Genomic DNA, 21,729 nt, shown 5'->3' with positions numbered 1-21,729 from the left:
CGGGGTGCTCAGTACACGGGGCCCTCCGGAAGCTCCGACTCCGCAGTGGTGTCCTCCGGGGAGCCGAGGGTCCTTCGGTCGCGCAGTACCCAGGCGAGCGCGGCGGTTGAAATCACGGCGACAGCCGTGGAGAACAGGCCGAAGGGCTTGTAGAGCTGAACAATGAAGACCACGACGACCGAGACCACCAGCGCGATCACGGCCGAGCGCGGGGCCTTCTGGCTCACGATGGCCTGCACGACCACCGCGCCCATGACCGTGGGCAGGATGTAGAACTGGACGGTCTGGATCATGTCACCAGGGATCACGCTGACCAGCCAGGTGCCCAACAGCCCGACAAAGATGAACAGCGAGGTCAGATGGACGGTGGCAGCGCCGCAGATCGCGGCGACGGAGGCCAGCTCGCCCTTGCGGGTTCCGGGCTTCACCCCGATGGTCGCCTGGGCGATCATGGCCGCCGGCAGCAGCTTGTTGGAGATGTTACCGATCATGAAGGCCTGGTACATCGAGGAAGCCCCGAGGATCGGGAAATAGGTCAGCGGCTCGACGATCCAGATCACGCCGAAGACCGCGGCCAGGGCGCCGAATGCCGTGAGGATCCCGGCGACCTCGATGTCCAGGCCGGCGAAGAAGACCAGGTAGGCGGGGGCGGCCAGGGAAAAGAACAGGCCCATGATCATGGTGATCCGTCCCCAGCGGGAAGTGGTCTTGTCGAAGGCGCCAAGCGCCTCGTGCAGCTCTGTGGCTTTGCTCATGATGTGCTCCTTGGGTTTCTTGGCGCTGCTTAGAGGCGGGTGGCGGCGTAGGTGATGGACAGGGAAAGGATGATGGCGATGCCCAGGGCCCATTCCTTGATCCACGGCCTGTTGACCTTCTTGGCAATGACCATCAGGACGGTCATGATCGCGGCCGAGGAGACGAAGGCGACCACATGGATCCATGACTTGGGCAACTCGCCGATGCCAAGGACCATGAAGGCCGCAACCATGGCGGCACCCGGGACGACCATCATGATGGCCGGGTTGACCTTGCGCAGCGCGGAGTCGCCCTTCTTCAGCAGCGGGGTCAGGATGAGGGTGGCGATCATCCACATCGCCCCGCCCAGACTCATGGCGGCCAGGGCAAGGCCGAAGACGGCCTGGGTATAGGTGGGCCCGCCGAGTTCTGCACCGGCGGAGTTGGCGGCAATGGCCGCGGCGGCGGTCTCGTAGGACACCGAGCCGATCAACCCGATGCGCACCAGCACCGCGGGGGTGCCGAAGACCGTCAGCAGGGCGACAGCCACCATGACCACGGCAAGCGAGGGACCCAGGGCGGAGATCGCGCCGGCGCGGAAGCTGGTCTTGAGTTCGGCCTGGCTCATCCCGATGTGGGGTGCGGCGATCCGCGCGGCCTTCATGTAGATGACAGACTGGACGACGATGACCAGGAAAACGCCGATGGCGCAGGCCCAAAGGACCGGGGAATTGGCCACGGCGAGGATGTCGGTTGAGTTGCTGTCCGCTGCTGTGCGCACTGCGGCTGGGAAGTTCATGAGGCTGGCCTACCGTTCATCGAAGGGTTCAAGGCGGAGGGTGCGGGTCGTGGGTGTTCCCGGTTGCCACCGTGCCCGTTCTGTTCTGAACCTGAAAGATCAGCCGCTGCGCGTGGCAGCGGCGTGCTTCGTTGGTGAGCCACCTGTCCCGGCGGCTGCTCCCCAGAATTTCCTCACGTGGCTGTTCCTGGTACCTGAGAGATTGCGGGTGCTTGCCCCTTCGGTGCCCGAGTGGTGTCCGGGACTCTCCAGCCACGTGTGATCGGAAGACTATTCAGTTGTGCGCGGAAGCCTTTCCGCGTGCGACCAGAATACTAGACCCGAGTCACAGTGACTCCTTTGTCTCTCCCGACCGAACGGTCGTGAATCGGGATCTCAAATCCGGCAGGGCCTGGCCTAGGGAGCCATGCTCGTCCAATTGCGATCGAGAAAGCCGAAGGTGCTCTGGAAGGTCCTGACGACCGGAGTGGTCCAACACCCTTTGAACCACAAACCCGTCACACGCGACATGACCGGACCTGATTCCGGCGGAATCGGCTGTGACATGGCCGGGATAGTATCCAGTCTTCAGGTGTGAGGCTGGGCTGTCGACTCGTGGGATAGGTTCTTAGGAGCGAATAAGTTGCCCCGCGGTCGACGGGGCTTGCGCGCGAAAAGGGGAATGCGCACGTGGCAATTCACGGTGACTATGTGGGAACCGCACTGGAAATCGTCTCCGGTGCACTTGCGACGTTCATGGCCGAGAAGCGCGCGGTGCGAACCGCGGCCGCAGGCTGGACGGGGTTGGTGGGGCAACTCGACCACGCCTTGGGAAATCCCGGCGTATCCACGGGCGGTGTTGATCTTGCCGCGCAATTGCGCCAGCTGTGCTCCGCCACCGAAGAGCACGGACTGTCGGAAGAGCAACGCCAGCAGGCGAATAGGCTCCTGGAAACCCACCAGGGTTGGGTGAACGGCACCGCCTTCACGGCGGCAGACATGCAGCGGGCCATGGAAACCAGCAAGAATTTTCTGGCCGGGCTGAACCTCGACTACTCGGCCGAGCAAGTGGCGGAACTGCTCCAAGCCTCGGCTACGGGCGACCAGCCACCGGCTTCCGGTCGAGGGCCAAGCCGCGGATCCATTTCGGTCGAGATTGCACACGGCAAATCGGTCAACTACGCCACGGCACACGCCCATGCCCGCATCCTCGAGCGGGTGGTGCTGGAGAACCGTGCAGGCCAATCCCGTTCGGTCCTGGTGACCGCCGTGGTGATGAGCGGGAACCTACCGGTCTCCGCCGTGGCCGATCGCCGCCTGGAACTTCCTGTCGGCGTGAGCACCCTCCATGACCTGGACGTGGTGCTGGATCCCGCGGCCTTTGCCCTGATCGATTCGAGGCGCCCGGGCATGCTGGTCGTTCGGGTGGCCGAGAACGGGAAGCTGGTTGCCGAGCAATCGAGCCCCATCGACGTGCTGCCGGCGAGCCACTGGCCCGGTGCCGGAACCCAGGCCAACGCCGAGCTGCTGGCGGCGTTCGTGCAACCGCAACACCCGTTGCTCACCGAGCTGCTTTCCGAGGCCGGCGACGTATTCCGGGCACGCACCGGCACCGTGAACCCCGACGGAGGACTCGGGGGAACCGAGCGGGTCGATGCGTCCGTCGAGTCCATCTTCGAGGTACTCGGCACCCGCGGCATCCGCCTCGGTGCCCGCCGGCGAACTGGGACCTGGCCGACCTGGGCGGGCAATACCTCCGCGGTGCCCACGAGGTCCTCACCGAGCGTGTGGGCTCCTCACTGGAAACCACGCTGCTTCTCTCCGCGCTGCTGGAAGCCGTGGGCATCAACTCGGTGATCTGGCTGGCCAAGGACCATGCATTCCTGGCCTATTGGCGCACACCGGACGGGGCCTTGCCAAGCAGCAGCCTGGATATCGAGGGAGCCGGGGCATTGGCAAACCTGGTGGCGGCGGGCCACCTGCGCATCATTGAGAGCACCGCCATCACCACCGACCGGCGCTCCTCCCTCGCAGTGTCCTCCGCCGCAACCATGCGCGAGTACGCCCAGGGTGCAGCCGCCGCCGAACACCTGGTGTTTGCCATAGACATCCGTGCCTCGAGGCGCAGCGGGATCACCCCGCTGCCTGCCCGCGGGCTTTCGGACAGCGGCAGGCCCGTCGTCATCGAGTACAAGGCGGCGGCCCCGGACACGCTGGCACGATTCTTCAAGGAAAAATCCGAGCGCCAGCGCTCGGTCCCGGTCTCCGCGGGCAAGCCGGCGCCGCCGCGCATCACCGCCTGGAAAAACGGGCTGCTGGATCTGTCCCTGCGCAACCGCCTGCTGAACTTCACCGAACGGGCACGCTTGCCGTTGGCCGTGCCCGAATCCGTGGTGGACGGTTTCGAGGACCTGGTCAACAACGGGCGGGCCTTCGAATTGCTGCCCGCCGACGAGATTTCCGCACTGGATGCCCAGCGCTACACCTCGGGCCCGGTGCTGCCCATCGAGCGCCGCATCGAACTGCTGCTCTCCCGCGGGAAGGTCTACACCAGGCTGGACGCGGACCGCTATCTGACCCGGCTTCGGCGGATGGCCAGTGAGGCCAAACGAATCGTCGAAGAGAATGGCGCCAACAACCTCTACCTGGCCGTGGGCTCGTTGAACTGGTCCCTGGACGGGCGGGCCCTGCGCTCTCCCTTGTTCCTGGTTCCCGTGCGCCTGTTGCCGGCCGGACGCGGGAAGCATTACCGCATCGAAATCGACGAGACCGGCACGTCCACCCCCAACTATTGCTTGAGTGAGAAGCTGCACGAGCAATTCGGACTGCGCATCCCCGGGTTCGAGGACCCGGTGCGCGACGAATCGGGAATCGACCTTGCCGCGGCGCTCACCGCCCTGCGCGAGGCGCTGGTGCGGGCCGAGCTTCCCTTCCACGTGGAGGGAACCGTGGACCTGGCGATCCTGCAATTCGCGAAATTCCGCATGTGGCGGGACCTGGATGAGAACTGGGAAACCTTCATGGACGCCCCGCTGGTGCGCCACCTGGTGCAAACCCCGACCAGTGAATTCATCGACCCGGCCGGCGCCGCCGGGACCGAACCAGCCATTGACCTGGACCGCCTGGCCGCCGCCTGCCCGGTACCCGCCGACGCATCCCAGCTCGAAGCCGTCGCCGCCGCCGGGCGCACCTTCGTGCTCGAGGGCCCTCCGGGCACCGGCAAATCCCAAACCATCACCAACTTGCTGGCCCACGCCATGGCCAACGGGCATCGGGTGCTCTTCGTGGCGGAGAAGCGGGCCGCGCTGGAGGTGGTGGCCAAGCGCCTGAACGAGGTGGGGCTGGGGGAATTCGCCCTGGACCTGCACGACAAGGGATCTTCCCCGAACGCGGTGAGGGCGCAGATCAAGGCGTCCCTCGACCACCTGGTCTTCGCCGATACGGCCGGGATGAAGCTGGCCACCGGCGACCTGGAAACCTCGGTCCGCCGGCTTGCCGGCTACGCCCACGACCTGCACGAGGCGAACCCTGCCGGCTACTCCGCCTACGGGGCACACAACGTGGCGCTGTCCATGGACCCCGACATCGAAGCCCTGCCGATCCCCGAGGCCTTTGCCGCGCAGGCCGGGGCGGCCGAGGATGCTGCGGTGCGCGAGGCGCTGCTCCGGCTGCCCGACACCGCCCAGGCGGCCAACCCGCGGCCCGAACACCCCTGGGGATTCATTGGCGGCCCACTCACCGATGAACAACAAGCCGCCCTGCTGGAATCCGCAGGCACCTTGGAACGAACCCTGGCCGGGGCAAACAACACACGAAACGACGACGGCGTTGCCGCCCTGGTTGACGGGGCCGGACACCCGGAAGACGTGGAACACCTGGCCGAGCTGCTGACCGGCGCAGTTCCGTTGCCGGTGCTCGATGCGGCCGCCACCTCCGCGTGGCAGGAGCGCTCCGCCGCGTTGCTGGCCGACGCCGTGGAACTGGCACAAACCATGGATTGGCTGCCAAATATTGTCGCACCCATTGTGTTGGAAAATGACCTTTTCCCGGTCCATGCAGCGGCCACCGAGGCCAATGGATTCGGCTTCCTTGGCCTGGGCCGCAAGAAGCGCCGGCTGAGGGTCATCGCCGAACACTTCGGCCCGCAGTGGGCGGGCACCGACGACGACGCCAAGAACCTTGTTTCCATCATCGAGTCATTGATCGAGGCGCGCGCCCGGTGCGCAAAACTCGTGGGAGGCTTCGGGGAGCTGCCGGGCCTGGAGCCGGGCGCCCATTGGAACCCCTTCGTTGACGGCGACATCGCCTCGGCGGCCGGGCAGCGCGAGAAACTCGTGCACCTGGCCGGTCTGCTCTCCGAAGTCGGGGCCTCGGGCACGGATGACCGGTATGTGGCCTTGCTGCGCGAGGTGCTGGGCAGGACTGCTCCGCTGCCGTCGGCGGCTGCCGGGGAATTGCGCGAGATCGCCGCGGCCTGGCAAGCATTGCGCGATTCGGTCCCAAGCAAGGCCCACACGCCGTCGGCCTGGACCGACGCACCGGGATTCCTGGGCAGATTTGGCCGCTCCGTCGATCAGCGCGGCGCCGGGAACCAGACCCGGCGGGACCTGGAACGCTGGAACGCGTTCGTCGAAAACCTTGAACCACTCAAGTCCCACGGACTCGATGCTGCCTGGGACCAACTGGCCACCGGGGCCTTCCCTGCAGCGGACGCGTTGCGTGGATTCATGCGCGGAACCGCCGAGTCGGCCCTGGCCGAAAGACTCTCGGCCAACGGATTCGATGCCTTCAACACCGAGAACCAGGCACGCACGATCCAACGATTCACCACCTCGTCCACCGCCCTGCGCAAGCACCTGGGCAAGTCCCTGCCCGAGCAGATCACCAGGCAACGTGCCCAAAGGTTGAAGAAGGCCGAGAGCCGCATGGGGGAGCTGGCCCGGCAACTCGAGCGACGCCGGGGAGGGCTGAGCGTGCGCCGCCTCATGGACTCCTATGGCGATTTGATCACCGCTATCCTGCCGTGCGTGCTGGTGAGCCCCGACTCCGCCGCCCGGTTCTTCCCGCCGCGGGCCGGTGAATTCGACATCGTGGTCTTCGACGAGGCCTCGCAGATCCGCGTTGCCGATGCCATCGGCACCCTGGGCCGGGCCAAGTCAGCGGTCATCGTGGGGGATTCCAAGCAGATGCCGCCCAGTTCCTTCGCCGAGGTGTCCATCGACCAGCAGGACGATGAGGAATCCGAGCTGCTGGTCACCGACGAGGAATCGATCCTGTCCGAGGCAGTCATGGCCCGGGTTCACCGCCGCTGGCTTTCCTGGCACTACCGCAGCCAGGACGAATCCCTGATCGCCTTCAGCAACAAGCACTATTACGCCGGCAAGCTCTCATCCTTCCCGTCCCCGCGCAACGGGGCCGCACTCACGGGAATCGACGGCTACGGCATTTCCCTTCGCCGGGTCCAGGGCACGTTCCACCGCACGGGCGCCGCCGGCATCCTGCGCACCAACCCGGTGGAGGCCGGGCACATCGTCGCGGAGGTCAAGGCGCGCTTCGATGCCTCACCGGAAGCCATCCCGTCCATCGGAGTGGTCACGTTCAACGCCCCGCAACGAGACCTGGTCGAGTCCCTGCTGCGCGATGACGCGGACGAACGCCTGGGCACTGCGTTGGATGCAGATGCCGAGGGATTGTTCGTGAAGAACCTGGAAAACGTGCAGGGCGACGAACGGGACGTGATCCTCTTTTCCACGGCCTTCAGCGCCAACGAACGCGGGCGGCTGCCGCTGAACTTCGGGCCGCTGAACAACATCGGTGGCGAACGCAGGTTGAACGTTGCGGTGACCCGCGCGCGGCGCCAGGTCGTGGTGTTCACCAGCTTCGACCCCACCGACCTGAGGGCCGAGGACTCCTCGGCGTTGGGCATCAAGCACCTGCGCGCCTACCTGGACCTGGCCGCCGAGGGGACCCACGCCCTGGGCAACGGTTCGCTGGCCGCAATCGCGCGTGACCGGCACCGCGAACAGGTCGCGGCGGCCCTGCGGACACGCGGACACCGGGTGGCCACCAACGTCGGGCTCTCGGATTTCAGGATCGATGCGACGGTTGCCAGCGCCGAGCGCCCGGACGAGCCGTTGATGGCGATCCTGCTCGATGGAGAACCGTGGGCGGCCCGCAAGACCGTGGGGGACCGCGACGGTTTGCCGCAGGAGATCCTGCGGAACCTGTTGGGCTGGGAATCGGTGGTGCGGATCTGGCTGCCGGCCTGGCTCCAGGATTCCGAAGCCGTCCTCGCGTCCATCGATGCCGAACTGGCAAAGGCTTCCACGGCTCGGATGGCCAAGGAAACGGCGCCACGCAAGGTTTCCTCGAATAATCGGAGAACCGGAAACCCGGCCTTGGCAGCAAACAATGCGTCGGAGACGGAAGTCAAAGTGCGGCCGCGCGGTTATCGGGGCAAGTCCGTGCCGTTCAAGCCCTGGGGTTCCCGCCAGGTCGGGACCGTCGAAGAGCTCGACGAGCTGAAAAGGACCGCGGGCAAGCGGAAGGCAGCCGCGCTGCTGGCCGAGATCGTGGAGAGGGAAGGGCCGATCCAACAACGGCGATTGGCCAGGCTGGCCATCAACGCCCATGGATTGGGCAGGGTTTCTGCGGCCCGGGAAAAGTCGATGCTTGCTGCATTGGACAAGAAGTCCTACGGCACCGACGCCGACGGATTCATCTGGCCCGCCGGGCAGGAACCCGCCCGGTGGATCGACTACCGGACCGGCTTCGCGGCACACGACCTGGGCATCGAGGAAATCAGCCCCCGGGAGATCTCCAACGTGATGTGTGCCCAGGCGGCACTGGGAGGGGAACCCGGTGTCGACGAGCTCAAGCGCTCGGCGATGGGGATCCTGGGGTACGGGCGCCTGACCGAGAAGGTATCAGCCGCCCTGCAGCAGGGGCTTGAGCTGGCGGTGCGTGAGCAGCGACTGGAATCCGTGGCCGGGACGATTCGCCCGGCAGCGTAGGGCGATTGCCGGCTCCCCGCATGGAGCCGGCAGCGAGGGCGCTTGGGCTGCGCCTTGCGGTCTTGGAGCCGTGGCGTGCTCTGCTGCTGCGTCCGGGGATTCATGGTTTCCGGGACCGCCAATGTGGTGCCGTCGCGCATCGTTCGGACGGTCCCGATGGAGGCGTGAGGAAAAGTACTCAAGTAACTTGATCAAGTTGGTTGTATGATTTAACGATGACTTCCGAAAACATACCGGACACCGGCTTCGTCAGGGAATTCCTCGAGGTTCTGCACCCCTTGTTGAGGAGGATGCGGGCCGAACGCACCCTCTCCCCGGGCAAGGTGGGAATCCTGCATCACCTCTCGCTGCACGGGCGTGCGACCAGCACGGAACTGGCTGCGGCGGTGCGGGTCAGCCCCCAGGCCATCTCGCTGGCGGCGCGTGAGCTCGAAGAAATGGCGTTCATCGAACGCGTCCCGGATGCCACCGACCGCCGCAGGACCTGGATCGTTCTCGCCGAAGCCGGCCGGTCGAAGCTGGAGGAAGAAGCACGGGCCGGCGAGGGCTGGATTGGCCGGGCCATCACCGAACAGCTGACCGACGACGAACGCAGGATCCTCAGGGAAGCCGTCCCGATCCTGGAAAAGATCGGCCTGGAGGCTCCGCATGGCTGAAACGCGTTCCCCCATGGTGCCGGCGTTGGTCTACGCGGCGCTTTCCACGGCCATTGTCAGCTCCTTGGGCATGTTGCTGGTGCCCTCGATTTCCCAGGAAATGGGGGTACCGGTCAGTACCGCACAATGGATGCTGACGCTGAACCTCCTGGCCGGTGCCATTGCCACACCGGTGATGGGCAGGCTCAGCGATGGCCCGCACAAGAAGAAGCTCCTGCTGGTATCCCTGGGGATCATCCTGGCCGGATCCATCATCGCCGCACTGGCCCCGAACTTCACGGTGTTCCTGATCGGACGCACCCTCCAGGGGCTGACCTACGGAATCGTCGCGGTGACAATCTCCCTGGCGCGCCGTTACGTGGATACCCCCAAGATCCAGGGAGCCATCTCCAGCCTCTCGGTCACGGTGGCCACCGGAATCGGCATTGGCTACCCGCTGACCGGAATCATCGCCGGGCTCACCGGTTTCAGATGGGCCTTTTGGTTTGCCGCCCTGTTCGTGCTCAGCGCCATCGTCGTGGTCATCCGGGTCATTCCCAACGGACCCGATGAGCATGCCGCGTCGATTCCCTTCGATTCCGCCGGCGCCACGCTGCTGGCCTTCGGGCTTGGCACCCTGCTGCTGGGGATCAGCGAAGGCCCCCGCTGGGGCTGGGGCTCGCCCTGGACCATTGGCATCCTGGCGGTCGCCGTGCTGCTGCTGTCCCTGTGGACCCGTGCGGAGCTGCGCAGCGGCCATCCGCTGATCAACCTGCGCGTGCTCGGCAACGGGGAGGTGCTGCTGGCAAACCTTACGGCCGTCGGGCTCGGCGCCGCGCTGTACATCGGCCTGTCGCTGGCAAGCCTCGTGGCCCAGGCTCCCGCATCCACCGGCTACGGCCTGTCCCTGCCCGTCTTCTGGGCAGGCTTCGTGATGTTCCCCTTGTCCGTGGGCAGCCTTGCGGCCAATCGCCTGGTGCGTCGGTTGGGCCACAAGTTCTCCTTGGCGACGCTGTTGCCGATCGGGGCGGCGTTGATGGCCCTCGCCGGAACGCTGCTGTGGCTGGTGCACGGCCGGCTCTGGGAAATCCTGCTGGGCATGCTGGTCTTCGGGTTGGGGATGGGCGCGGCCTATGCGGCCATGCCGGCGCTGATCGCCCGCAGCGTGGCCACCGAGGAACTGGGCAGCTCGGTGAGTTTCAACCAGGTCCTGCGCACCATCGGCAGCTCCTTCGGCACTGCCATCTCCGGTGCCGTCATCGCGGCGAACACCTCGGCCGACCACCACGCCACCGCCGCCGGAATCGACCTCACCTTCGAGATCGGTGCGGTGCTCTGCCTGGTGGTGTTCCTCGCCTTGATCGTCAACGGGGTCGCCACGCGATTCCGCTCCGCAACCTAGCCACGGCACCGGGTTTCGGAGGCGCACCGGGCAACCGAGTCCGAAGGAGGGTGCGGCGATGCCGGCCTTGTCCGGGAGCCGCTACCCGGCGGAGCGTTCGCAGGGGATCTTCTCTCCGGCTTCAATGGCGATCTTCAGGCGGTTCTCCGCCGGCGGCAGCGGGCAGGTGGCCAGGTCGGTGAAGGCGCAGGGCAGGTTCACCGCCCGGTTGAAGTCCAGGACAACGCCGCCGTCGGGGCCGGGCGCCTCGAGATGCAGCGAGCGGCTGGCGGCATAGGTGGTCTTGCCCGAGGTGGCGTCGGTGAACAACACGTCCAGTGATCCGTCGGGGTGCCCGTTGAAGGCGGTCAGGACGTGGGTGGAGCCGTTGAGTTCGAAGACGACCTCGCCGGGGGACCGGTAGGTGTGCTCGATGCCCTCGACCGCCGCGCCGACCCGGGTCGGGCGGGGTTCGGCAAAGCGACGGAAGGTGCCGCCCACGCGCCAGCGCGCATCCGGGGCGTAGGCGGGGACGCCGCTGAAGTCCTGCAGCAGCGGGTTCTGCGGGTGCCGCGGGCGCAGGATGTACCTGCCGCCGCGCTTGGCCGCCTCAAGGATTCTTTCGCCGTGGCCCAGATTGAATCCCTCACGTTCGGCGATGCTCCCCAGCTTCTGCACCCCGGTGACCAGGGTGCCGTTGAAGAGCAGGCTTTCGGAGGCCCCAAGTTCCACATAGAGCCAGTCGTCGTGGACCCACCACTGTCCGGGAAGCCCCTCGAAGCGGGTGGCTTCGCCGGTGACCCAGTGCAGGGCGGTGGCGGCAAGGAGCCCGTTGGGTGCCGACAGCGACTGCAGGCGGTGCTGGTGCCAGCTGCGCCAATCCGCGGCGAAATCGGACCTCTCGCGTTCGTCGGACCTGACGGGAGCAAGCGTTGATTGCGGCATGGGGGCGGGTTCCTCGTTTCCGCCTCGAACCGTACCCGCTTTCAAGGGCGGGCTGGTGGGAGGCCTGGGCGTGCATGGGCTGTGGCCACCACTGCCGGTGGCGCATGCCGCCAATGTACGCACCCAGGTTGGCCGGGATCGAGCACCTGGACACCGGGAGTCACGGGACTTTACCCAAGGACACAATTGCCGGCACGAGGCGGGCCCGGACAGCCCGGAGGACCCGATTGTTGCCTCGGAAAACCGCCAGGTGTCGACACATGTCGATAGGCTCGGGCAGGTTTCGTCCCTGGAAGCCGAATCCCCGGTGGGGCTTCGAAATGAAGCCCGACCGGGGATTCCGAGGATAAAACGGAGCAACGAACCTTAGGCGTCGTGGTCCGTTTCCAGGATCGCGGCCAGGGCCTCGAGCACGGACTCTGCCCCGTCGCCCTCGGCGCGCAGGACGACCTTGGTGCCGTGTGCGGCGCCCAGACCCATCAGCGACAGGATGCTGGCGGCGTCGAGTGCGTCCTCGGCCGGCTCGCCCTCGCGGGCGATGGTGACCTCGAGGTCCTCGTTGCCGGCGGCCTCGGCGAAGATGGCTGCCGGGCGGGCGTGCAGGCCGACGCGGCTGGCGATGGTGGCAATGCGTTCTGCCATGGGGAGCTCCTTGGGGTTGGGGTGTGTTTGGCAGGTTGCGTGGAGCCGCCTACGCGGCGACCTTGACCGGTTCGGCGACGGCCACGACCTGCGCGACGGGCTTGCGGACGAATTTCTTGAGCACGATCACCAGGACGGCCGAGACCACGGTTCCCACCAGGGTTGCGACCAGGAACATCGGCCAGGTGTTGTTCATCGCGAAGAAGACGAAGATGCCGCCGTGCGGGGCCTGGGAAACGACGTGGAAGCCCATGATCATGGCCCCGGTGATGCCGCCGCCGACCATGGAGGCCGGAATCACACGCAGCGGATCGGAGGCGGCGAACGGGATGGCGCCCTCGGAGATGAACGATGCCCCCAGCAGCCAGGCGGCCTTGCCGTTCTCGCGCTCGGCACCGGTGAACAGCCTCGGTGAGATGACGGTGGCCAGGGCCATGGCCAGCGGGGGCACCATGCCGGCTGCCATGACCGCCGCCATGATCATCAGCGGGGCGGGGTTCGCCGCGATCGATCCGGCACCCAGTCCGGCCACCGCGAAGGAGTAGGCGACCTTGTTGACCGGGCCACCCAGGTCCACGGCCATCATCAGTCCCAGGATCAGTCCCAGGGTGATGGCGGCGGTGCCGGTCATGCCCGAGAGCCAGCCGTTCAGTGCCACGGTGAGCTTGGCGATCGGCCCGCCCAATATCAGGAACATCAACCCGGAGGCGATGATCGAGGCCAACAACGGCACGATGACCACCGGCATGAGCCCGCGCATGAAGCGCGGGACCTTCCACGAGCCGATCCAGCGGGCGGCCAGGCCGGCGAGCACGCCGCCGACGATGCCGCCGAGGAAGCCGGCGCCCATGAACCCGGCAACGGCACCGGCGGTGAAACCCGGGGCGATGCCCGGCCGATCCGCGTAGGCGTAGGCGATGTAGCCGGCCAGCGCAGGGACCAGGAAGGCCATCGACAGGTTGCCGACCTTGAACGCCACGGCACCCAGGTAGACACCGAGCGGGCCGAATTGGGCATCGATCTGGTTCACGATGTCGGCGCCGGGCAGGTTGAAGAGGGTGTTGGCGCCCAGCACGTCGTCGGCGACGGTGGTGATCGCGTAGCCGCCGAGCAGGAAGCCCAGGGCCATGAGCAGCCCGCCGCCGGCGACGAACGGGATCATGTAGGAAACCCCGGTCAGCAGCGCGCGCTTGAGCCCGCGGCCGAAGGATTCCTTGCCCGTGGATTCGCTCGTTTCCTCGGTGCCCGTGCCGGCCGGGACGCGGCGGGAGTGAGGGTCCTTGGAGGCGGCGATGGCGTCGTTGATGAGCTTGGCCGGTTCGTCGATGCCGCGCTTGACCGGGACCTGGATCAGCGGCTTGCCGGCGAAGCGGGAACGGTCGCGCACATCCACGTCCACGGCGAAGATCACGGCGTCGGCCGCGTCGATGACGGACTTGGGCAGCGGTGTGGAGCCCGAGGAGCCCTGGGTCTCGACGGCGAACTCGACGCCCAGTTCCTCGGCGGTCTGGGCCAGGGAGTCGGCGGCCATGTAGGTGTGGGCGATGCCGGTGGGGCAGGCGGTGACGGCGACGATCCTCGGCTTGCGCTCCGCGGTCGAGGTTTCCGCCGCGGCCGGTGCCGGGTTTTCCGTTGCCGCAACGGCCGCGGCGGCGGCCGCCGGGTCGTCGGAGAGCACCGCGGAAACCAGCTCCACGATCTCGTCCTCGCTGGCGGCGGCGCGCAGGGCGGCGGTGAAGGACTTCTTGACCAGTGCGCGGGCGAGCTTGGAGAGCAGCTTCAGGTGGGCCGTATCGGCACCCTCGGGTGCGGCGATGAAGAACACCAGGTCCGCCGGGCCGTCCTTGGCGCCGAAGTCCACGGCCGGGGCCAGCCGGGCCATGGCCAGGGTGGGCTCGAGCACCGCTGCCGAACGGCAGTGCGGGATCGCGATGCCGCCGGGCACGCCGGTGGCGGTCTTGGCCTCGCGGGCCTTGGCGTCGGCGGCCAGGGCCGTGGCATCGGTGGCCCGACCCTGGGTCGCGACCAGGGCCGCCAGGTGTTCGATCACCGTGTCGGTGGTGGTGCCGAGATCTGCATCCAGGCTGACAAGGGCCCGGTTGATGAGTTCGATCATGACGTCGTCCTTGGGGTTTTGGACAGCTCGGCGACGGTGACGGCGTCGGGAGCCAGCTGGTTGGGGGTGGGGATGGCGGAGCCGGGAAGGGCTGCGGCCGCGGACCCGTAGGCCACGGCACGGGACAGGCAGTGGGCCGGGGCGTATCCGGCGACATCGGCCAGCAGGTACCCGGCCAGGGCCGAGTCCCCCGCGCCGACGGTGGAACGCGGGACGATGGGCGCGTGGCTGGCGGTCCAGGCACCCTCTGCGGTGACCAGCACCGCGCCCCCGGCACCCAGGGTTGCCAGCACGGCGCCGACCCCGCGGTCGACCAGTGCCTGGGCCGCGGCGGCGGTGGCGGTGGGGGAGTCCTCGAAGCCCGGGCCCGTGCCCTGGCCGGTGAGTTCGGCCAGTTCCTCGGCGTTGGGCTTGATCAAGTCCGGCAGCGTGTCCACGCCGTCGGCGAAGAGCGCACGCAGCGGGGCCTCGGAGGTGTCAACCGCGATTTTCGGTGCCGCATCGCCCAGGGCAGTCCGGACCGTGGCCACCAGGTCCGCGTAGAAGCCCGGTTCCACGCCCGGGGGCAGCGATCCGGCCAGCACGAGCCAGGTCGCGGTCCGCGAAACCTCCACGACCACGCGCACCAGTTCCTCGAGCACCGCGGAGTTGAGCACCGGGCCCTGTTCGTTGATCTTGGTGGTGGTGCCGTCGGGGTCGGTGATGGTGATGTTGGTGCGCAGCAGGTGGTCGATGTGCACCGAGCGGTGGTCGACGTCATCAAGGATCAGCTGGCGCAGCAGCGGATCGGTGCCGGCGCCGGGAAGCACCGCCAGGGTCTTGACCCCGGCCTGGGCGATGGCGCGCGAGACGTTCACGCCCTTGCCCGCGGCCTGGATGTGGGAGCCGCGCGAACGCTGCACGTCTCCGTGGGCCAGTGCGGCGCCCAGCTCGATGGTCTTGTCCAGGGCGGGGTTCATGGTCAGGGTGACGATCATGCCAGGACCACCTCCACGTCGGCGGCCTCGAGGGCCGCGGCCAGCTCGCCGACGGGGGCGGCCTCGGTGACCAGGGTGTCAATGGCGTCGAGTTTCGCGAATTGCACGAGGGTGAGCCTTTCGAATTTGGAGGAGTCGGCCAGCACGATCACGCGCTGGGCGCTGGCGACCATGGCGGTCTTGACCGTGGCCTCCATGGGGTCGGGGGTGCTCAGGCCGAAGCCGGAGTGCAGGGCGTTGGTGCCGATGAAGGCCACATCGGCGCTGAGACGGGAGAACTGCTCGACGGTTCCGGCACCGGTGGCGGCGCTGGTCAGCCCGCGCACCCGGCCGCCGATGAGTTCCAGCGGGATCCGCGGGTTTCCGGCCAGGCGCTGCGCGATCGGCAGTGCGTGGGTGATGACCAGCGAGGGGGTGTTGAACGAGTTCCGGGCGATCAGCCCGGCCAGGATCTCGGTGGTGGTTCCGGCATCGAGCATGACCGAGACGCCCTCGGCCGGAAGGAGCAGGTGGGCTGCCTGGGCGATGCGTGCCTTGGCCTCGGAATGGATGGTGGTCCGTTCGCTGTGGCTTTCCTCCCGGGTGCTCGCCGCCTGGGTGGCCACGGCCCCGCCGTGGACGCGGCGCAGCGTGCCCTCGGACTCGAGCTGTGCCAGATCGCGGCGGACGGTTTCGCGGGTGATCTCGAAACGTGCCGAGAGTTCGGCGACGGTGACCTTCCCGTTGCCGGCGATCATCTCAGTGATCAGTCGGTGCCGCTCTTCGGCGAACATGGCTTCCTCGCATCCAGTGATGTGCCACACATGAATCTGTGTTTGAATGACTTTATGCCCGTTTGTGTGGCAACGTCAAGTGGTTTGCGCGGAGGATTTGCGTTTAGCTGACGTTCGTTGGGGAACCGTGGGAATTCCCGGCGGTAGGGTTGCGACGATGACCTGCGGATTGATCGCCCACGAGCCTGATGTTTGTCCCCTGGCGCCGTTCGCGTTTGGTCTTGGTGGCCGTATGTCATCCACACCAAGGAAGACCAACCCGACCGCTGAAAACACGATGGCCGTGCACCTGCACAATTGCAGGTGCACGGCCATCGCCGAACCAATCGATCCCTAGCCCCGCTCGATGAGCATCGAGGTTCCCTGGCCCACGCCGACGCACATGGTGGCCAAGCCGCGTGCCGCGTCCTCACGCTCCATCCTGCCCAGCAGGGTCACCACCAGGCGTGAACCGCTCGAGCCCAGCGGGTGGCCCAGAGCAATGGCGCCGCCGTCGCTGTTGACGATGCCCGCATCAAGCTTCAGCTCCCGCATGACCGCCAGGGATTGAGAGGCAAAGGCCTCGTTGAGCTCGACCGCGCCCAGGTCCCCGATGCCCCAACCGGCACGGTCCAGCACCTTCAGGGTCGAGGGAACAGGGCCCATGCCCATGGTCTCCGGGGCCGTTCCGGCCGAGGCGCCATCGACGATGCGGGCGCGCGCGGTGAGCCCGTACTTCTTGATGGCGGCCTCGGAGGCGATCACGATGGCGGAGGAACCGTCGTTCAGCGTGCTGGAGTTCCCGGCGGTGACAACGCCGCCGGGCTTGATGATGGGACGCAGCCCGGCGAGCACCTCGGCGGTGGTCCCGGCACGTGGACCCTCGTCGGTGTCCACCACTGTCTCGCCCTTGCGCCCGCGGATTCTCACCGGCACGATCTCCTCGGTGAGCCGGCCTGCTGCCATGGCCGCGAGCGCGCGCTCGTGGGACGAAACGGCGAACGCGTCGGCGTCCTGCCGGCTGATTCCGTAGACCTCGGCGACTTCCTCTGCGGTCTGCGGCATGGAGTAGGTCATCTTGCCACCCCGGGACAGGTCCCCTGTGGTGAAGCGGTCGTTGGCGAAGCGCCAGCCGATGGAGGTGTCAAAGATTTCGCCGGGCGTGGAGAAGGCCTTGGCCGGCTTTTCCTGCACCCAGGGCGCCCGACTCATGGACTCGACGCCGCCGGCGACGACGATGTCCGCGGCGCCGGCCTTGATCATGTGGCTGGCCATGATGATGGCGCTCAGCCCCGAGGCACAAAGGCGGTTCACCGTGATGCCCGGGACGCTATCGCCGTAGCCGGCCAGCAGCCAGCCCATGCGTGCGACGTTCCGGTTTTCCTCGCCGGCTCCGTTGGCGTTGCCGAAGATGACCTCGTCCACCGTGTCCGGGTCGATGCCGGCGCGCTCGATCGCAGCCTTGATGGCGATGGCGGCCAGGTCGTCGGGGCGCACCGAGGAGAGCGCACCGCCGTAGCGGCCGACCGGGGTGCGGGCCCCGCCAATGAGGAATGCCTCAGCCATGGTGTTTTTCCTTTGCTTCGGTGTCGTGCGTGTGGGTCCCGGCCGGTGGTTCCGGGAAGGAGGGGGACTACTTCTTGGTGCCGGAATCGTCGTAGTCGTACCAGCCCGATCCGGTCTTCTTGCCGAAGCGCCCGGCCTCGTAGAGCGCCTTCACATCGGGGTGCGGCAGGTCGGACGCATCCCCGGTCTCCTCGAAGGTGGCCATGCGGATCAGGTAGCTGACATCCAGGCCCACCAGGTCCATGAGCTCGAACGGGCCCATCGGGTGGCCCAGCGCGGTCTTGGCGGTGGTGTCGATGTCCGCGATGCTGGCGATGCCGGCCTCCTGCAGGGCCAGCGCCTCGTCGCGCAGCGCACCCATCAGGCGGTTGGCCACGAACCCGGGAATCTCGCGATTGACCAGCACCGGGGACTTGCCCAGGGAGCGTGCCAGTTCCATGGTGGTGTCGATGGTTTCCTGGCTGGTGTCCTCGTGGCGGACGACCTCGACGCACTTCATGACCAGTGCCGGGTTGAAGAAGTGCATGTTGCACACCTTGGACGGGCGGGAGGTGGCCGCGGCGACCTTGGAGGAGCCCAACGTGGAGGAGTTCGTGGCCAGGATGGCGTGGGGCGGGGCCGCGAGGTCCAGGGCGGCGAAGATGGCCCGCTTGATCCCCAGCTTCTCGGTGGCGGCCTCGATGACGTAGTCGGCGTTGGCCGCGCCGTCCTGAAGCGAGGTGGTGATGTGCAGGCGGGCCAGAGCCGCGTCGGCTTCGGTGCGGGAAAGCCGGCCCTTGGCCACGGAGTTGTCCATGCGGGAGAACAGCTGGGCGCGGGCAGCGGCCAGCGATTCCTCGGCAATGTCCTGGATGGTGGTGTGGTAGCCGGCCAAAGCCGCAAGCATGCCGATCTGCGAGCCCATGGCACCGGATCCAATGACCAGGATGTTGTTGATCTGCATAAGTGTTGTCCTTGAAGGTTGTGCGTGGGCGTGGGGTTAGGAGCCGGTGAAGCTGGCGGGGCGTTTTTCCAGGAAGGCGTTCAGGCCCTCGGCCTTGTCGTTGCTGGTGTACAGCAGCGACTGGGCCAGGCGCTCGAGCAGCAGCCCGGTGCGCTGGTCGGTCTCGGCGCCGTTCTTGATCACGAGCTTGGCCAGCCGGATGGCCAGCGGGCCCTTGGCCATGATCTGCCCGGCAGTGGCGCGCGCCGCATCCAGCAGATCCGCGGCCGGGACGACCTCGGTGACCAATCCGATGCGCAGGGCCTCGTCGGCGTCGAAGATCCTCCCGGTGAGGATCAGTTCCACGGCACGCCCCTTGCCGACCAACCGGGACAGGCGCTGGGTGCCGCCGGCCCCCGGGATGATCCCGAGGTTGGTTTCCGGCAGCCCGAAGCGTGCGGTGTCCGCGGCGATGCGGATGTCGCAGGCCATGGCCAGCTCGTTGCCGCCACCCAGGGCGAACCCGTTGATCGCGGCGATGGTGGGCAGTTCGTAGTCCTCGAGGAAATCGAAGAAGCGCTGCATCTTCGCGTTCAGCCCGTCGACGGCCGTGTAGGTGGCCAGCGCGGTGATGTCGGAGCCGGCGACGAAGACCTTTTCCCCGGCACCGGTGAAGACCACGGCCCGTACCTGCCCGTGCTCCGCAATCTCCTCCAGGGCGATTCGCAGTTCGCGCACCACCGCGGGGTTCAGGGCATTGCGGGCCTCGGGCCGGTTGATGGTGATGATGCCGAGGATGCCCGTTACCTCAACGAGGATCGTCTCAAAGGCCATGGTCTTCACTGGGGGTCTCTCTTTAGCGGAAGGCCGGCTGGCCGGTGATGTGGTTGCCCAGGATCAGGGTGTGGACCTCGTCGGTGCCCTCATAGGTGCGCACCGATTCCAGGTTGTTCCCGTGGCGCAGCGGCGAGTAGTCAAGGGTGATGCCGTTGCCGCCCAGGATGGTGCGGGCCTCGCGGGCGATCTTGATGGCCTCGCGGCAGTTGTTCAGCTTGCCGACCGAGATCTGCACCGGCTGCAGGGTGCCGGCGTCCTTCATGCGGCCGGTGTGGATGGCCAGCAGGGTGCCCTTCTGGATTTCCAGCAGCATGTTGACCAGCTTGAGCTGGGTCAGCTGGTAGGCGGCCAGCGGCTTGTCGAACTGCATCCGCTCGAGCGAGTACTTCAGCGCGACCTCGTAGGAGTCGCGTGCCGCGCCCATGGCTCCCCAGATGATGCCGTAGCGGGCCTCGTTCAGGCAGGAGAACGGCCCGCGCAGGGACGTGGCCCCCGGCAGGAGCGCGGTTTCCGGAAGCACGACGTCCTCGAAGGTGATGTCGCACTGGATCGAGGCACGCATCGAGAGCTTCGGCTCGATCGGGGTGGCGGTGAAGCCGGCGGTGTCGGTGGGAACCAGGAAGCCGCGCACGCCCTGATCGGTGGCCGCCCAGATCACTGCCACCTGGGCAATGGAGGCCAGGCCGATCCAGCGCTTGGCGCCGTTGAGCACCCAGCCGGTCTCGGTGCGCACCGCGCGGGTCTGCATCGAGGACGGGTCCGAGCCGGCGGTCGGTTCGGTCAGCCCGAAGCAGCCGATGATCTCGCCCTTGGCCATCGACGGCAGGTAGGTGTTCTTCTGCTCCTCCGAGCCCCACTTGTGGATGGCGGTCATCGCCAGCGAACCCTGGACCGAGACGAAGGTGCGCAGGCCCGAGTCCCCGGCCTCCAGCTCCATGGCGGCGATGCCGTACTCGACCGAGGAGCGGCCCGGGCAGCCGTAGCCCAACAGGTGCATGCCCAGCAGGCCGAGCCCACCCATTTCCTTGACAATCTCGACGGGGAAGTGGGCAGCCTCGTACCAATCCTTGATGTTCGGCTTGATGCGTTCGTTGACGAATCCGCGCACGGTGTCGCGGAAGGCGAGCTCCTCGGCGCTGAACAGCGCGTCGAGGTTCAATACGTCGGAGTTGGCCAGGGCCGGGTCGCGTTCGATGGCGAGGGTGTTCATGGTGGTGTCTCTTTCCTGGAACTGGAATCTTTGGGGTGGCGCTTAGGCCGTGGGCTGCGGGGAGTAGGCCGGAAGCACGGTGTCGTTGTCGGCACCCAGCATGGGGGGAGCGGTGTGCACCTGTGGGCGTTGGCCGCGGAAGTTCACCGGGAAGGCTACCTGCTTGAGGTCCCCGATGACCGGGTGGTCCGCAACCTGGACCATGTCCAGGGCCGCGGTGTGCGGGTGGGCATAGACCTCGTCCAGCGAACGGATCGGCGAGGCAGGGACACCTGTTACGGCGAACAACTCGCACCACTGGGTTGCGGTCTTGGCCTTCAACGACCTCCCGAGCTCGATGTTGAGCCGCTCGCGGTTGGCCAGCCGGCCGTTGTTGGTGGCCAGGCCCGCATCCGCGCCCAGATCCGGGCGATCGATCGCCACGCAGAGCTTTTGCCACATCGCGTCGTTGCCCACGGCAATGACGAAGTAGTCGTCCTGCGCCTGGTACGCCTGGTACGGAACCAGGTTCGGGTGCCCGGAGCCCAGCGGGCCCGGGGTGACGCCATCGTCAAAGTAGTTGGTCGCCCAGTTCACGTGCAGCGCAAGCTGGCATTCGTACAGCGAGGTGGTCACGTACTGGCCCAGCCCCGTCCGCGAACGCTCCACCAGTGCGGCAAGCAGGCCGATGATCCCGAAGAGCGAGGCACCGAGGTCGCCCATGGCGAAGCCGGCCTTTAGGGGTGCTCCGCCCGGTTCGCCGGTCAGCGACATCAGCCCGCCGGCGGCCTGGGCAATCATGTCGTAGCCCGGCTCGTCGCGCAGTGGACCGTGGTCGCCGAACGCGGAGATGTGCAAGATGACCAGCTTGGGGTAGCGCTCGGAGAGCACCTTGTAGTCGAAGATGCGCTGCAGGCCGGAGCCCGGCCGGAAGTTCTCCACCAGCACGTCTGCTTCCTCGAGCATGCGGTGCACGATTTCCTGGCCTTCTGTGGACTTGAGGTCGATGGTGACCGACTTCTTGCCGCGGTTGATGGCCAGGTAGTAGGTGGCATCGGTGCCCGCAACCGGCGGGCCCCAGGAGCGGGTGGGGTCCCCGCCCTGCGGGTGCTCGACCTTGGTGACGTCCGCGCCCAGGTCCGCGAGGGACATGGTGGCGTACGGGCCGGCCAGGATCTTGGAGAGGTCGACGACCTTGAGGCCGGCCAGCGGGCCGGTGGCGGCGGTGTGCTTGTCCATGG

16 protein-coding genes and 1 riboswitch are annotated in these 21,729 nt (G+C 67.2%); of the genes, 4 read left to right on the top strand and 12 right to left on the bottom strand.

Translation table 11 applies throughout. The features are described from left to right. Window positions 1-8: 8 nt before the first annotated feature. Both DQ353_RS09740 and DQ353_RS09735 read right to left on the bottom strand, forming a co-directional pair. On the bottom strand, window positions 9-755 hold the full coding sequence (locus DQ353_RS09740; RefSeq protein WP_113762557.1) for a hypothetical protein: 747 nt from the start codon (window positions 753-755) through the stop codon (window positions 9-11). Between the two features lie 29 nt (window positions 756-784). Continuing rightward, window positions 785-1,534, bottom strand: coding sequence for a DUF5058 family protein (locus DQ353_RS09735; RefSeq protein ID WP_113762556.1), 750 nt, complete (start codon window positions 1,532-1,534; stop codon window positions 785-787). A 171-nt stretch (window positions 1,535-1,705) separates the two neighbouring features. Next, window positions 1,706-1,796: riboswitch (glycine riboswitch) on the bottom strand. Between the two features lie 407 nt (window positions 1,797-2,203). Here DQ353_RS09735 and DQ353_RS09730 point away from each other — a divergent pair. The 4 genes from DQ353_RS09730 (at window position 2,204) to DQ353_RS09715 (ending at window position 10,563) form a co-directional block, all read left to right on the top strand. Next, window positions 2,204-3,370, top strand: a complete 1,167-nt coding sequence (locus tag DQ353_RS09730; RefSeq protein ID WP_146755230.1) for a hypothetical protein — start codon at window positions 2,204-2,206, stop codon at window positions 3,368-3,370. Next, entirely contained in the window at window positions 3,301-8,526 is a 5,226-nt protein-coding gene (locus DQ353_RS09725) for a DUF4011 domain-containing protein (protein ID WP_113762554.1), read from the top strand. Before DQ353_RS09730 ends, DQ353_RS09725 begins: the two co-directional genes overlap by 70 nt. Window positions 8,527-8,741: 215 nt before the next feature. After that, window positions 8,742-9,182: a MarR family winged helix-turn-helix transcriptional regulator gene (locus DQ353_RS09720; RefSeq protein WP_113762553.1), complete on the top strand. Its 441-nt coding sequence runs from the start codon at window positions 8,742-8,744 to the stop codon at window positions 9,180-9,182. Continuing rightward, entirely contained in the window at window positions 9,175-10,563 is a 1,389-nt protein-coding gene (locus tag DQ353_RS09715) for an MFS transporter (protein WP_113762552.1), read from the top strand. The genes DQ353_RS09720 and DQ353_RS09715 overlap by 8 nt, the downstream gene beginning before the upstream one ends. A gap of 81 nt (window positions 10,564-10,644) precedes the next feature. Here the strand turns inward: DQ353_RS09715 and DQ353_RS09710 are convergent, their stop codons facing one another. The 10 genes from DQ353_RS09710 to DQ353_RS09665 all read right to left on the bottom strand — a co-directional run bounded on the left by DQ353_RS09710 (window position 10,645) and on the right by DQ353_RS09665 (window position 21,727). Then, window positions 10,645-11,487, bottom strand: coding sequence for a DUF1684 domain-containing protein (locus DQ353_RS09710; protein ID WP_113762551.1), 843 nt, complete (start codon window positions 11,485-11,487; stop codon window positions 10,645-10,647). A 366-nt stretch (window positions 11,488-11,853) separates the two neighbouring features. Then, on the bottom strand, window positions 11,854-12,129 hold the full coding sequence (locus tag DQ353_RS09705) for an HPr family phosphocarrier protein (RefSeq protein WP_113762550.1): 276 nt from the start codon (window positions 12,127-12,129) through the stop codon (window positions 11,854-11,856). Between the two features lie 49 nt (window positions 12,130-12,178). Beyond that, on the bottom strand, window positions 12,179-14,245 hold the full coding sequence (locus tag DQ353_RS09700; protein WP_113762549.1) for a PTS fructose transporter subunit IIABC: 2,067 nt from the start codon (window positions 14,243-14,245) through the stop codon (window positions 12,179-12,181). After that, window positions 14,242-15,222 carry a 1-phosphofructokinase family hexose kinase gene (locus DQ353_RS09695; RefSeq protein WP_113762548.1) on the bottom strand — a complete coding sequence of 327 codons (981 nt, stop codon included), beginning with the start codon at window positions 15,220-15,222 and terminating at the stop codon, window positions 14,242-14,244. Before DQ353_RS09695 ends, DQ353_RS09700 begins: the two co-directional genes overlap by 4 nt. Further along, complete coding sequence (locus tag DQ353_RS09690; RefSeq protein ID WP_113762547.1) at window positions 15,219-15,995, bottom strand: DeoR/GlpR family DNA-binding transcription regulator; 777 nt, start codon at window positions 15,993-15,995, stop codon at window positions 15,219-15,221. Before DQ353_RS09690 ends, DQ353_RS09695 begins: the two co-directional genes overlap by 4 nt. Before the next feature lie 333 nt (window positions 15,996-16,328). After that, window positions 16,329-17,540 carry a thiolase family protein gene (locus tag DQ353_RS09685; protein ID WP_113762546.1) on the bottom strand — a complete coding sequence of 404 codons (1,212 nt, stop codon included), beginning with the start codon at window positions 17,538-17,540 and terminating at the stop codon, window positions 16,329-16,331. A 67-nt stretch (window positions 17,541-17,607) separates the two neighbouring features. Next, complete coding sequence (locus tag DQ353_RS09680) at window positions 17,608-18,483, bottom strand: 3-hydroxyacyl-CoA dehydrogenase family protein (protein ID WP_113762545.1); 876 nt, start codon at window positions 18,481-18,483, stop codon at window positions 17,608-17,610. Between the two features lie 36 nt (window positions 18,484-18,519). Next, window positions 18,520-19,296, bottom strand: coding sequence for an enoyl-CoA hydratase/isomerase family protein (locus tag DQ353_RS09675; RefSeq protein ID WP_113762579.1), 777 nt, complete (start codon window positions 19,294-19,296; stop codon window positions 18,520-18,522). A gap of 22 nt (window positions 19,297-19,318) precedes the next feature. Then, window positions 19,319-20,509 carry an acyl-CoA dehydrogenase family protein gene (locus DQ353_RS09670; protein WP_113762544.1) on the bottom strand — a complete coding sequence of 397 codons (1,191 nt, stop codon included), beginning with the start codon at window positions 20,507-20,509 and terminating at the stop codon, window positions 19,319-19,321. 42 nt (window positions 20,510-20,551) lie between these two features. Further along, window positions 20,552-21,727, bottom strand: a complete 1,176-nt coding sequence (locus DQ353_RS09665) for a CaiB/BaiF CoA transferase family protein (RefSeq protein WP_113762543.1) — start codon at window positions 21,725-21,727, stop codon at window positions 20,552-20,554. Window positions 21,728-21,729 lie beyond the last annotated feature (2 nt).

The organism is Arthrobacter sp. AQ5-05, from assembly GCF_003287975.1.
Lineage (GTDB): Bacteria > Actinomycetota > Actinomycetes > Actinomycetales > Micrococcaceae > Paeniglutamicibacter.
This window is presented reverse-complemented; position numbering and strand designations above follow the sequence as displayed.